Source organism: Massilia sp. BHUDP2 (genome assembly GCF_046236355.1).
GTDB classification, from domain to species: Bacteria; Pseudomonadota; Gammaproteobacteria; order Burkholderiales; family Burkholderiaceae_D; genus Telluria; species Telluria varians.
This window is the reverse complement of record NZ_JBJUVW010000001.1, coordinates 1,244,699-1,257,622: the sequence shown is the minus strand read 5'-3', so window position 1 is coordinate 1,257,622 and position 12,924 is coordinate 1,244,699. Positions and strand designations below refer to the sequence as shown.

Genomic DNA, 12,924 nt, shown 5'->3' with positions numbered 1-12,924 from the left:
GCTTCCTTATTTATTCTTCTGGGACAAAGATCCACAGCGCCAGATAGGCCAGCGCCCCAGCACCGGAGGTCACCAGGGTGAGCAGCACGAACACGAGGCGCCAGGCATAGATGTCCATGCCGAAGCCATCGCTCAGGGCGCCGCAGACGCCGGCCAGCCAGCGGTCGCGGCGCGTACGGCGCAGGGACTTCAGCTTGGCCTCGAAGCTGCCGGGCGGCGGGCCGAAGCCGGCGCCGGTGCTGCTCCTGCCTTCCTTTTCCAGGCTGACCTTTTCGCTGGCCAGGACTTTCGCCTTGGCCTGCTCGAATTCGGCGTCGGAGAGCGCGCCGGCCTGGTGCAGTTCGTGCAAACGCCGGATTTCATCGGAGATCATGGCGGTCCTCACTGGTCTTGGGGACATGCCTGCAAGCACAGGCATGTCTGTATTGCACTACGGTGCTGCCGAATTACAGGTCGAGCAGCAGGCGTGCCGGATCTTCCAGCGCGTCCTTCATGGCGACCAGGCCCAGCACGGCTTCGCGGCCGTCGATGATGCGGTGGTCGTACGACATCGCCAGGTAGTTCATCGGGCGGATGACGATCTGGCCGTTTTCCACGACGGCGCGGTCCTTGGTGGCGTGCACGCCCAGGATCGCCGACTGCGGCGGGTTGATGATCGGGGTCGACAGCATCGAGCCGAACACGCCGCCGTTGGAGATCGAGAAGGTACCGCCGTTCAGGTCTTCCAGGGTCAGCTTGCCGTCCTTGGCTTTCTGGCCGAATTCGCCGATCTTCTTCTCGATCTCGGCGATCGACAGCTGGTCGGCGTTGCGCAGGATCGGCACCACCAGGCCGCGCGGCGAACCGACGGCGATACCGATGTCGAAGTAGCCGTGGTAGACGATGTCGTTACCGTCGACCGAGGCGTTCAGGATCGGGTACTTCTTCAGGGCGGCGACAGCGGCCTTGACGAAGAAGGACATGAAGCCCAGCTTGACGCCGTGCTCTTTCTCGAACTTGTCCTTGTACTTGTTGCGCAGTTCCATGACCGGCGCCATGTTCACCTCGTTGAAGGTGGTCAGGATGGCGTTGGTCTGTTGCGACTGCAGCAGGCGCTCGGCGATACGGGCGCGCAGGCGGCTCATCGGCACGCGCTCTTCCGGACGGTCGCCCAGGTTCGCGACCGGTGCGGCGACCGATTGCAGGGCCGGCTTGGCGGCAGGCGCCGGCGCCGGTGCGGCGGCTTGTGCCGGCTTGTTGGCGACAGCGGCCAGGGCGTCGCCCTTGGTCACGCGGCCGTCGCGGCCGGTGCCGGTGGCGTCCGAAGCGCTCATGTTGTTGTCAGCCAGGATCTTGGCGGCGGCCGGCATGGCGACGTCGCCTTTCGCGCCGGTGGCTGCGGCAGCAGGAGCAGCGGCGATCGGTGCGTTCGGGGCGGCCGACGGGATCGGCTTCACTTCCAGCGGGCTGGTCTGGGCCGAAGCTTCGGTGTCGATGATGGCGATGACTTCGCCCGACACGACGGTGGCGCCGTCGGCCTTGAGCAGCTGGACGATCACGCCTTCGCTCGGGGCCGGCAGTTCCAGGACCACCTTGTCGGTCTCGATGTCGATCATGTTCTCGTCGCGCGAGACCTGCTCGCCGACTTTCTTGTGCCAGGACAGCAGGGTTGCTTCAGCAACCGATTCCGACAGTTGGGGGACCTTGACTTCGATTTGTGCCATTTTGTTGTAGCTCCGTTTATGTATTCTGTATGCAAACGCCCCCGCGCGTCAGACGCATGCGGGGGCAGTGGTGATTACTTGGTGAGGATGAAACCCTTGAGCTTCGAGAACGCGGTCTCCAGCAGTTCCTTCTGCTGCGCCACGTGCTTGTCGGCGTAGCCGACCGCAGGCGACGAGGAAGCCGGGCGGCCTGCGTAGGCGAGGCGCTGGCCGTCTTCCATGCTTTCGAACACATTGTGCTGGATCTGGAACCACGGACCCTGGTTCTGCGGCTCGTCCTGCACCCACACCACTTCGGTCGCGTTCGGGTACTTCTTCAGTTCGGCGGCGAACGACTTGTGCGGGAACGGGTACATCTGTTCGATACGAACGATGGCGACATCGCTGACGCCGCGGGTCTTGCGTGCGTTGACCAGGTCGTAGTAGACCTTGCCCGAGCAGACCTGCACGCGCTTGACCTTGGATGCGTCGATCTTCTCGTCCACTTCGCCGATGACGGTCTGGAAGCCGCCCTTGGCCAGGTCGGTCAGCGGCGAGCCGGCGTCCTTGTTACGCAGCAGCGACTTCGGCGTGAAGATCACCAGCGGCTTGCGGAACTGGCGCACCATCTGGCGGCGCAGCAGGTGGAAGATCTGGGCGGCCGTGGTCGGCTGCACCACTTGCATGTTGTTGTCGGCGCACAGCTGCAGGAAGCGCTCGATGCGTGCCGACGAGTGCTCCGGACCCTGGCCTTCGTAGCCGTGCGGCAGCATCATGGTCAGGCCCGAGGCGCGGCCCCACTTCACTTCGCCCGAAGCGATGAACTGGTCGATGACGACCTGGGCGCCGTTGACGAAGTCGCCGAACTGGGCTTCCCAGATGGTGAGCGTGTTCGGTTCGGCGGTCGAGTAGCCGTACTCGAAGCCGAGCACCGCCTCTTCCGACAGCACCGAGTCGATCACGGTGAAATTGGCCTGGTTGTCCGAGACGTTGGCCAGCGGCAGGTAGATGCCCTGGTCCCAGCGCTCGCGGTTCTGGTCGTGCAGCACGGCGTGGCGGTGCACGAAGGTGCCGCGGCCGGCGTCCTGGCCCGACAGGCGCACTGCGTAGCCCGAGGACAGCAGCGAGGCGAATGCCAGGTGCTCGCCCATGCCCCAGTCGAGGTTCATCTCGCCGCGGCCCATGGTGGCGCGGTCGTTCAGGACCTTCTCGACCAGCGAGTGCGGCTTGAAGCCTTCCGGCACCTTGGTGATGCGTTCGGCCAGGCGCTTCAGTTCAGCCAGCGGCACCGAGGTATCGCAGGCGTCGGTCCACTTCTTGTTCAGGAACGGCGCCCAGTCGACGGCGTACTTGCCCTTGAAGTTGGTCAGCACCGGATCCACGGTGTGCTTGCCGGCGTCCATCGCGGCGCGGTACTCGGCGACCAGCTGGTCACCGGTTGCCGGCGGCACGGTGCCCTGCGCAGCCAGCTTCTCCGCGTACAGCTTGCGGGTGCCCGGATGCTTGGCGATCTTCTTGTACATCAGCGGCTGGGTCAGGGCCGGGGTGTCCTGCTCGTTGTGGCCCAGCTTGCGGTAGCAGACGATGTCCACGACCACGTCCTTGCCGAACTCGGTGCGGTAGTCCATCGCGATCTGCGAGGCCAGCACGACCGCTTCCGGATCGTCGGCGTTCACGTGCAGCACCGGCGCCTCGATCATCTTGACGACGTCCGAGCAGTAGATGGTCGAACGGGCGTCACGCGGGTCCGAGGTGGTGAAGCCGATCTGGTTGTTGATGACGATGTGGACGGTACCGCCGGTGCCGTAGCCGCGGGTCTGGGCCAGGTTCAGGGTTTCCATGACCACGCCCTGGCCGGCGAATGCAGCGTCGCCGTGCACCAGGATCGGCAGCACTTCCTTGCCCTTGCGGTCGCCGCGGCGTTCCATGCGCGCCTTGACCGAACCTTCGACGACCGGGTTGACGATCTCGAGGTGCGAAGGGTTGAAGGCCAGCGACAGGTGGACCGGGCCGCCCGGGGTCGAGATGTCGCTCGAGAAGCCCTGGTGGTATTTGACGTCGCCTGCCGGCAGGTCGTCGGCGTGCTTGCCTTCGAATTCTTCGAACAGGTCGGCCGGGCTCTTGCCCAGGGTGTTGACCAGCACGTTCAGGCGGCCGCGGTGGGCCATGCCGATGACGATCTCCTGCACGCCCTTTTCACCGGCGCGCTGGATGACTTCGTCGATCGAGGCGATGAAGGATTCGCCGCCTTCCAGCGAGAAGCGCTTGGCGCCGACGTACTTGGTGTGGAGGTAGCGTTCCAGGCCTTCGGCCGCGGTCAGGCGCTCGAGGATGTGCTTTTTCTTGTCGCCGGTGAAGGTCGGGGTCGAGCGGATCGACTCCAGGCGCTCCTGCAGCCAGCGCTTTTCGGTCGGATCGCTGATGTACATGAACTCGGCGCCGATCGAACGGCAGTAAGTATCACGCAGCATGTTCAGGATGTCGCGCAGCGGCGCGGTTTCTTTCCCGAAGTAGGTATTGCTGATGTTGAAGACGGTGTCGAGGTCCGCTTCGGTGAAGCCGTAGAAGGCCGGGTCGAGTTCCGGCAGCGGCGGACGTTCCTGGCGCTGCAGCGGGTCGAGGTTGGCCCAGCGCGAGCCGAGGTAGCGGTAGGCGGCGATCAGCTGGGTGACGGCCACGCGCTTGCGGCCCATTTCCGGGTCCGACGAGGCGCTGATGGTGCGGATGGGGCCCTGCTTCGCGCGTTCCGCGAACGAGGCGACGACCGAGGAGTGGACCACGTCCGGGCGGCTGGAGCCATCCACTGCGGGCACGTGCTGCATCTGGTCAAAGTAAGCGCGCCAGTTTTCCGGGACCGAACCCGGATTGTTCAGGTACGCTTCGTACAACTCTTCCACGTAGGGCGCATTACCGCCGAACAGGTACGAGTTCGCATTCTGTTGCTGCATCATTCTTGCTCACCTTTCTTCGCGCTTCGCGAGTATGGGGCGGGTTAATCTAACCTTCCGCGACACGGCCTGACCGGTTAGCGGATCGCACTTACTTCTCAAGTTGTGGGGGAAGGACGTCGTTCTGTGCACCAAGCAAGGCAAACAGGCCTCCTGCTGCCTTTTGGCGCACAGTATTGTAACGCAAGCTTCCGGGCAAGGCAGAGCGTTCAACAAGAAATGTTTTATTTCTATTTGTAAAGCCACATGGAGCGGGTTGACCAGGTAAATGATAATCGTTATCATTTAATGATGAGCCCAACCGGACCGACCACTTCCGCATCCGCAGCACCCAAGACCATGCCCAGCGCGGGTCGCGCCGTCTATTTGAAGCAGCTGCACCAGTGGCACTGGATCAGCTCCGCGATCTGCCTGATGGCGATGCTGCTGTTCAGCTTTACCGGCCTGACCCTGAATAATGCCAGCCTGATCGAGGCCGAGCCGCGCGTCACCCGCCTGAAGGCGAGCCTGCCGGAACCCCTGCGCGCCCAGCTCGCGACATTCGCCGCCGAACATGCCGACGCCGACCTGCCGTTGCCGAGCGAGATCGCGGACTGGGCCAACACGGCCTTCCCGGTCGAGGCGCGCGGCAAGCGCGCCGAGTGGAGCGAGGAAGACGCCTACCTGGCCCTGCCCCGCCCGGGCGGCGACGCCTGGCTGCGCATCGCCGCCGACGGCAGCGCCGAATACGAGCGGACCGACCGCGGCTGGATCTCCTGGCTCAACGACATGCACAAGGGCCGCAACACGGGCCCGATCTGGAGCTGGTTCATCGACATTTTCTCGGTCGCCTGCGTGGTGTTCTGCATCACCGGCTTCCTGATCCTGAAGTACCACGCGGCCAAGCGGCCGTCGACCTGGCCGGTTGTCGGCTTCGGCATCGTGCTGCCGATCGTGCTGGCCCTGCTGTTCGTTCATTGAATCCCCCATTGAGAAGACCAAGAATGAAACTGTCCCATTCACTCCTCCTAACCCTGCCGTTTGCATCGAGCTGGGCCGTGGGCGCCGACCTGTCCGTCAAGTTCGAGCTGCCGCGCCTGAACGTGGCCGAATACCACAAGCCCTATGTCGCGATCTGGATCGAGCGCGCCGACCAGACGGTTGCCTCGAACCTGGCCGTGCTGTACGACCTCAAGCTGAAGAACCGCGAAGGCGAGAAGTGGCTGAAGGACCTGCGCACCTGGTGGCGCAAGGCCGGGCGCGAAGCGACCATGCCGATCGACGGCGTGAGCGGCGCGACCCGTCCGCCGGGCGCCCACACCATGAAGTTCGACGGCGCGCGCCATGGCCTGGACAAGCTTCCGGCCGGGGACTACACGCTGGTGGTCGAGGCCTCGCGCGAATCGGGCGGACGCGAAGTGGTCAAGCTGCCCTTCAACTGGGCCGGCAAGGGCAAGGTCGCGGCCAGCGCGGCGGGCAAGGACGAACTGGGGGCCGTGTCGCTCCAGATCCAATAACGTATCAAGAACAGGAGAACACCATGCAACAACCCCGCTTCACCAAAGCCGCCCTGCTCGGCCTGATCCTCGCCGGCATGTCCTTCACGGCCCAGGCGCACGACGCCTGGCTGCTGCCGAACAGCACCATGGTCGACGCCAAGGAAGCCTGGGTCACGCTCGACGCCGGCATCTCGAACCAGCTGTTCGAATTCAACCACGCCCCGCTGCGCCTGGACAACCTGACCATCACCGACCCGGACGGCGCGACCAGCAAGGCCACCGGCGCAGTGCTGGGCAAGTACCGCAGCACCCTCGACCTGCGCCTGCCGAAGGACGGCACCTACCGCCTGTCCATCGTCAACAACAACGTGATGGGCAGCTACAAGCTGAACGGCGAGACCAAGCGCTTCCGCGGTCCGCAGGGCAGCCCGCAGGTGCAGGTGCCGGCCGGCGCCACCGAGGTGCAGACCACCAACGTGCACACCCGCCTGGAAACCTTCGTCTCGGCCAACAAGATGAACGAGACCGCCCTGAAGCCGAGCGGCGTCGGCCTCGAGCTGGTCCCGGTCACCCACCCGTCCGACCTGCGCGTCGGCGAGCCGATCCGCGTGCGCTTCCAGCTCGACGGCAAGCCGGTGGCCAGCATGCCGTTCAGCGTGGTGCCGGGCACCGCCAAGTACCGCGGCTCCTCGGGCGAACAGCGCCTGACCACCGACGCCAAGGGCGAAGCGAGCTTCACCGTGGCGGCGCCGAACATGTACTACCTGAGCGCGGCCGTGCCGCACGGCGAACGCGGCGCCCCGCAGCAGCCGGGCGCCAAGCGCTACACCTACGCCGCCACCTTCGAAGTGCTGCCGCAGTAAGAAGGCAGTCAGACGATGCGCAGCGTTCTCGTTCCGTTCGAGATCGATATGGCACTCCCTCCCGCCGGCAGCGTGCTGCGCAAGGCGGCGGGGCGCTCGATGGGCACCACCTGGTCGGCGCAGATGCTGGTGCCGCCTGGCGCGGGCCACGGCCTGGAGGCGGCCCTGCAGCGCGAGCTGGACGAGATCGTCGCGCAGATGAGCCACTGGGAAGAAAGCTCCCTGCTGGCGCGCTACAACCGCGCGCCAGCAGGGAGCTGGCATGCGCTGCCGCCGCAGTTCTACGACGTCGTCGATCTTGCGCTGCAGGTCCATGAAGACACGGCCGGCGCCTACGACCCGGCCGCCGGGGCGCTGGTCAAACTGTGGGGCTTCGGCCCGACCGGCCGCCACGACGGCGCCGGCTTCCAGCTGCCCTCCCCCATCGAAGTCGCCAGCACCCTGGCGCGGCGCGCCAGGGCCGCTCCCCAGCTCGACCGCACCAAGCGCCGCCTGCTGCAGCCGGGCGGCGCCGTCCTCGATTTCTCCTCGATCGCCAAGGGCTACGGCGTGGACCGCCTGGGCCTGTGCCTGGAGCGCCTCGGCGTGCGCCACTACCTGGTCGAAGTCGGCGGCGAGCTGCGCGGCGCCGGCATGAAGCCGGGCGGCGAGCCCTGGTGGGTCGAGATCGAAGGCGTGCCCGATGCGGCAGCAAGCCCGCAGGCCATGGTGGCCCTGCACGGGCTGGCGGTCGCCACCTCGGGCGACTACCGCAGCTATTTCGAGCACGGCCGGCAGCGCGCCTCGCACACGATCGACCCGCGCAGCGGCCATCCGATCGCCAACGGCGTCGCTTCCTGTACGGTCGTGGCTAGCAGCTGCATGGTGGCCGATGCGTTGTCGACCGCGCTGACCGTGATGGGCGTCGATGCGGGACTGGCCTTTGCCGACGCGCGCGGCATCGCGGGGCGCTACCTGGTTCGCCGCGAGGACGGCCTGCGCGAACATGCCAGCGCCGCCTGGCGCGAGCTGCTGCAATGATGCTCACCATCGATCCGGTGCGCTGGGGCAGCGCCCTTGCCCTGTCGGGCGGCTACCTCGCGATGTGCTTCGCGTTCTGGCGTGCCCGCGCCGGCACCCGCAAGGCCACCGCCACGGGCGAGGCCGACTGGCTGGTGGTCCACGCCAGCCAGACCGGCGGCGCCGAATACCTGGCGGAACAGACCGCGGCCACCTTGACGACAGGCGGCCTGTCGGCGCGCGCGGCCTGCATGTCGGCGCTCGGCCCGGACACGCTGTCGAAGGCCGGCCGCATCCTGTTCATCGTCAGCACCTATGGCGAGGGCGACGCCCCCGACAGCGCCGCGCGTTTCGCGGGCGTGACGATGGGTGCCGGGCTCGACCTGTCGCACCTGCATTACGCGGTGCTGGCGCTGGGCGACAGCAGCTACACGAATTACTGCGGCTTCGGCCGCCTACTTTCCGACTGGCTGGCGGCGCACGGCGCCACGCCGCTGTTCGAACGCATCGACGTCGACCGCGGCGACCCCGCCGCGCTGGCCGCATGGCAGCACCACATCGGCCGCCTGGCCGGCACCAGCGACGCACCGGACTGGGAAGCCCCGAGCTACGGCGAGTGGCGCATCGCGACGCGCGAGCTTGCCAACCCGGGCAGCGCCGGCGCCCCGCTGTACCGCATCGCGCTGGTGCCGCTCGATGCCGCGCTGCCGGCGTGGGAGGCCGGCGACCTGGCCCAGGTCAGCGCCCCGGCCGACCCGGAACATCCGCGTGAATATTCGATCGCGTCCCTGCCTTCCGAAGGCCGGCTGGAGCTCCTGGTGCGCTTGCAGCGGCGCGAGGACGGCAGCCTGGGCGCGGCATCGGGCTGGCTGTGCGAGACGGCCTCGCCGGATGAGGTGGTCCGCCTGCGCATCCGCGCGCATGCGCGCTTCCGCCTGAACGGCAACGCCGCACGTCCCCTGATTGCGATCGGCAACGGCAGCGGGCTGGCCGGGCTGCGCGCGCTGCTCAAGTCGCGCATCGATGACGGGAAAGGCGACAACTGGCTGCTGTTCGGCGAGCGCAATGCTGCCCACGATTTCCTGTGCCGCGACGAGCTGCAGGGATGGCTGGCCTCGGGCGACCTGGCCCGGCTCGACCTCGCCTTCTCGCGAGATCAGGCGGCGCCGCGCTATGTGCAGCACCTGGTGCGCGAGCAGGCGCAAACGCTACGCAGCTGGGTCGACGGGGGCGCGGCGATCTACGTGTGCGGCAGCCTGCAGGGGATGGCGGGCGGCGTGCACGAGGCGCTGACGGAGGTCTTGGGCGTGGAGATGCTGGATGCGCTCACGGCCGAAGGACGCTACCGCAGGGATGTGTACTAAATCTTACCCCGATAACGCAACCGTAGGGTGGGCGGGTCTCCCGCCCACGCGGTGATAGTTGACGGCAAGCTCATCCGGCACGAAAGTGCAGCCACTACCTATCACCGCGTGGGCAAGAAACTTGCCCACCCTACGAAGAACGATGCTATTGATTACTTGTCGTTCTTGTGGCTCTGCGAGCCGGCCTTGGCATGCTGCTCGGGCGTGCCGCCGCGGGTGTTGCCGCTGCTTGCCTGATTGCCGCCGCGGCCACCGCCACTTTGCTGGTTGCCGCCCTGGCCGCCACTCTGCTGGCCGCCACCGCCGCCGTGGCTCATCGAGCCGGCACGGCGTGCTTCTTCCGAGGTGAACTCATGGGCATTGCCCGATGCGTGTGCGGCGCGGCCGCCTTCCGATGCGATCTCGCGCTGCTTCTGCGGATCCATCGAGGCGAAACCACGGTTGCTGGTATCGCCGCTCTGCTTGTTACCGCCCTGGTTGTTGCCCTTGTTGCCGCCTTGGTTATTCGATGCCATAGTTGCCTCCTATCTATGTTGAAAGCACCAGCCGGAAGTGGCTGAGACAGGTCCATCCTAACCACGACGAGCCCGATAGACCACCCAAAACCGGCAATAGTCTTGTAGGACTGAGCCTTGCCAGCTCCGGCGTTTCCTCTGTCAGACTGGAAGTAATTTTAAGTGAATTTTTGGCATCACTAGAATAGGATGATCGTTCGCCAGTTCTTTTTGAGAATAAAAAATCTCTTTCATGTAGTCCGACACTGACTCGACATTGTGAAATTTTCCATCGGCCATCGCCTCTTTCTCTCGGTCCTGCTCGCCATCCTCGCGGTGGTTGCCAGCGCCGTTTACCTGCTGCGCCAGAACGTGCTGGCCAGCTTCGGCGACTACGCCGTCGGCATCGAACTCGACCGCCTGGGCGAACTATCGGACAGCCTGGCGACGCGCTACCGGGCCCAGGGCGGCTGGCAATTCCTGCCCGCCGGCGACGCACGGCACGGCTGGATTGCGCAGGAGCTGGTGCGCCTGCAGGACGAACGCGCGCGCCGGACGATGGCCGTACCACCGGCGCCCGAGCTACCGGCAGCTCCCCTGCCTCCGGCAACGCCCGCGCGGGCCAGCGCCCCAGCCCCGGCTGCGCCGATGGCCGGCGTCATGCCGCCGGCGCCGCCGGCGCCGCCAGCGCCGCCCGCTCCTCCTGCGCCACCGGCGCTGCCCCTGGCGCCGCCGCGCGTGGACGCGCCGCGTGCCGATGGCGTGACCTACGACCTGCACCAGCGCGTCACCCTGCTCGATGCGAAGGGCGCCTACCTGGCAGGCCGCGTGCCGGGCGACTTCCCACTGGTCCACCGTGCCATCGACGTCGACGGCCGCACGGTCGGCCTGCTCGGCGTGGCGCCCAGCCAGCGGCCGAGCGATGCGATGGCCTTCGCCTTCCTGGAACAGCTGCGCAGCAGCCTGTGGCCGATCGTCGCCGCGGCAGTCGCCCTGAGCGCGCTTGCCGCCGTGCTGCTGGCGCGCCACTTCCGCCAGCCGATCGAACGCCTGGCCGAGGGCGCCGGCGCGCTGGCCGGCGGCCGCTACGAGGTACGCCTGCCGAGCACCCGCAGCGACGAACTGGGCGAGCTGGCGCGCCACTTCAACGCCCTGGCGCAGCAGCTGGAAAGCGCGGAAGGGGCGCGCCGCCAGTGGGTGGCCGATACCTCGCACGAGCTGCGCACTCCGCTGGCCGTGCTGCGCGCCCAGCTCGAGGCCCTGCAGGACGGCGTGCGCAGCGCCACGCCCGAGACCGTCGAGTCCATGCTGCGCCAGGTGCTGGCCCTGAACAAGCTGATCGACGAACTGTATGCGCTGGCGCGCGCCGACGTCGGGGCGCTCGACTGCAAGCCGGTCCCGCTCGACCTGTGGGAGCTCGCCAGCGCCCATGCGCAAGGCTTCGCCGCGCGCCTGCAGGCGGCCGCTCTTGCCCTCGAGCCGGGCGCCGCCCCTGCGCGCAGCCGCGTGCTGGCCGACCCGGACCGTCTGCGCCAGGTGCTCGACAACCTGTTCGAGAACAGCCTGCGCTATACCGCCGCGGGCGGGCGCATCGCGCTCCATGCGCACGCCGACGCTAGCTGCCTGCATCTCGTCATCGACGACAGCGCACCCGGCGTGCCGGACGATGCCCTGGCGCGCCTGGCCGAACGCTTCTACCGCGTCGACGCCTCGCGCAGCCGTGCCCACGGCGGCGCCGGGCTTGGCCTGGCGCTGTGCCGGCGCCTGCTCGAAGCGCAGGGCGGCAGCCTGGCCTTCGCCCACTCGCCGCTCGGCGGCCTGCGCGTGACACTGTCCCTGCCGCTGGCGCGAGGCGCCGCATGAGCCAGTCCATCATGATCGTGGAAGACGAGCCCGAACTGGCCACGCTGGTCGCCGACTACGCGCGCGCTTCCGGCTATGCGCCGCAGGTCTTCGGCGACGGCCGCGAGGCACTGGCCGCGATCCGCGCCCAGCCGCCCGCCCTGGTCGTGCTCGACCTGATGCTGCCGGGCCTCGACGGCCTGTCGCTGTGCCGCACGCTGCGGGAGTCCAGCGACCTGCCGGTGATCATGGTTACTGCGCGGGTCGAGGAGATCGACCGCCTGCTCGGCCTGGAAGCCGGCGCCGACGACTACCTGTGCAAGCCCTTCAGCCCGCGCGAACTGATGGCCCGCATCAAGGCCATCCTGCGCCGTGCGGGGCCGGCAGAACCCCGCCGCGCGCTGGCCATCGACGAGGGCGCGCGCCGCATCGCGATCCAGGGCCGCCAGCTCGACCTGACCCCGACCGAATTCGCGATCCTGGCGGCGCTGGCGCGGCGCCCGGGGCAGGTGTTCTCGCGCGCCCAGCTGCTCGATGCCGCCCGCGCCGACAGCCTGGACGCCACCGACCGCGCCATCGACAGCCACATCAAGAACCTGCGGCGCAAGATCGATGCCGCCGCGCCGGGGCTGGAAGCGATCCGTTCGATCTACGGGCTCGGCTACCGCTGCGACCTCTAGCTCGGCGCTCCATCATTTCTCCACATTTGGCATGCAGGATGCAAGCATGGCCCGCCGCATGGCGCGGGCCGCTGCCAAGGGAGACCATCATGCATACGAAAAACAAGGCGATTGCCGCCATCGCCCTGCTGGGCTTGCTCGCCGGCGGCGCCCAGGCGGGCGTGCACGTCCATTACAAGTGCGAGTCGACCGTGAAGGGCAAATGCCCGCCGCCGCCGGCCCCGCCCACCCCGCCTGCGCCCCCGGCGCCCCCGGCTCCTCCTGCCCCGCCGGCGCCGCCCGCGCTCCCGGACGAGCGGGTCACCGGCATCGCCCCGCCGGCCCTGCCGTCCATGCCCGCGATGCCCGCGATCCCGGCCCCGCCAGCGCCCCCCGCGCCGCCGCCCCTGCCCGAGGTGCCGGAAGCCGCCCACGCCGCCTGCGCCGGTAAGGCCGTGGGCACCCGCATCAAGCACGTGCTGCGCCAGGGCGAGACCATGACCGGGGTGTGCGTGCGGGAGAACGGCAGGAACGTGCTCGACCTGCGCGAATACCGGCTCCACGACCGAAGCTGAGGCGCTGCCGCGGGGACGGC

12 protein-coding genes are annotated in these 12,924 nt (G+C 67.7%); 8 read left to right on the top strand and 4 right to left on the bottom strand.

Annotated features, from left to right (window positions below):
- Positions 1–10: 10 nt before the first annotated feature.
- From ACK6C6_RS05590 to ACK6C6_RS05580, 3 genes are all read right to left on the bottom strand, one after another.
- The gene (locus ACK6C6_RS05590) at positions 11–373 is read right to left on the bottom strand and encodes a PspC domain-containing protein (protein WP_209589966.1); all 363 of its coding nucleotides are present in this window, start codon (positions 371–373) and stop codon (positions 11–13) included.
- 73 nt (positions 374–446) lie between these two features.
- The gene (odhB, locus tag ACK6C6_RS05585) at positions 447–1,703 is read right to left on the bottom strand and encodes a 2-oxoglutarate dehydrogenase complex dihydrolipoyllysine-residue succinyltransferase (RefSeq protein ID WP_409266307.1); all 1,257 of its coding nucleotides are present in this window, start codon (positions 1,701–1,703) and stop codon (positions 447–449) included.
- Between the two features lie 74 nt (positions 1,704–1,777).
- Positions 1,778–4,633 (bottom strand): 2-oxoglutarate dehydrogenase E1 component, encoded by a 2,856-nt coding sequence (locus ACK6C6_RS05580; RefSeq protein WP_209589964.1) that lies wholly within the window; start codon positions 4,631–4,633, stop codon positions 1,778–1,780.
- 336 nt (positions 4,634–4,969) lie between these two features.
- Here ACK6C6_RS05580 and ACK6C6_RS05575 point away from each other — a divergent pair, with 336 nt between their 5' ends.
- The 5 genes from ACK6C6_RS05575 to ACK6C6_RS05555 are packed head-to-tail and all read left to right on the top strand — an operon-like array spanning position 4,970 to position 9,334.
- A complete protein-coding gene (locus tag ACK6C6_RS05575) occupies positions 4,970–5,590 on the top strand; it encodes a PepSY-associated TM helix domain-containing protein (protein ID WP_409266306.1) in 621 nt (206 codons plus the stop codon).
- Positions 5,591–5,613: 23 nt separating this feature from the next.
- The gene (locus ACK6C6_RS05570) at positions 5,614–6,126 is read left to right on the top strand and encodes a DUF2271 domain-containing protein (protein WP_036209876.1); all 513 of its coding nucleotides are present in this window, start codon (positions 5,614–5,616) and stop codon (positions 6,124–6,126) included.
- A gap of 23 nt (positions 6,127–6,149) precedes the next feature.
- Entirely contained in the window at positions 6,150–6,971 is an 822-nt protein-coding gene (locus ACK6C6_RS05565; RefSeq protein ID WP_036209872.1) for a DUF4198 domain-containing protein, read from the top strand.
- Positions 6,972–7,019: 48 nt separating this feature from the next.
- Complete coding sequence (locus tag ACK6C6_RS05560; protein ID WP_409266305.1) at positions 7,020–7,991, top strand: FAD:protein FMN transferase; 972 nt, start codon at positions 7,020–7,022, stop codon at positions 7,989–7,991.
- Entirely contained in the window at positions 7,988–9,334 is a 1,347-nt protein-coding gene (locus ACK6C6_RS05555) for a sulfite reductase subunit alpha (RefSeq protein WP_409266303.1), read from the top strand. Before ACK6C6_RS05560 ends, ACK6C6_RS05555 begins: the two co-directional genes overlap by 4 nt.
- 152 nt (positions 9,335–9,486) lie before the next feature.
- Here ACK6C6_RS05555 and ACK6C6_RS05550 read toward each other — a convergent pair whose 3' ends face one another.
- Positions 9,487–9,849, bottom strand: a complete 363-nt coding sequence (locus tag ACK6C6_RS05550; RefSeq protein WP_209589960.1) for a KGG domain-containing protein — start codon at positions 9,847–9,849, stop codon at positions 9,487–9,489.
- A 258-nt stretch (positions 9,850–10,107) separates the two neighbouring features.
- Between ACK6C6_RS05550 and ACK6C6_RS05545 the strand changes: the two genes are divergently transcribed.
- The 3 genes from ACK6C6_RS05545 (at position 10,108) to ACK6C6_RS05535 (ending at position 12,904) form a co-directional block, all read left to right on the top strand.
- The gene (locus ACK6C6_RS05545) at positions 10,108–11,691 is read left to right on the top strand and encodes an ATP-binding protein (RefSeq protein ID WP_409266302.1); all 1,584 of its coding nucleotides are present in this window, start codon (positions 10,108–10,110) and stop codon (positions 11,689–11,691) included.
- Complete coding sequence (locus tag ACK6C6_RS05540; protein ID WP_209589958.1) at positions 11,688–12,350, top strand: response regulator; 663 nt, start codon at positions 11,688–11,690, stop codon at positions 12,348–12,350. Before ACK6C6_RS05545 ends, ACK6C6_RS05540 begins: the two co-directional genes overlap by 4 nt.
- 89 nt (positions 12,351–12,439) lie before the next feature.
- Positions 12,440–12,904 (top strand): hypothetical protein, encoded by a 465-nt coding sequence (locus ACK6C6_RS05535; protein WP_409266301.1) that lies wholly within the window; start codon positions 12,440–12,442, stop codon positions 12,902–12,904.
- Positions 12,905–12,924 lie beyond the last annotated feature (20 nt).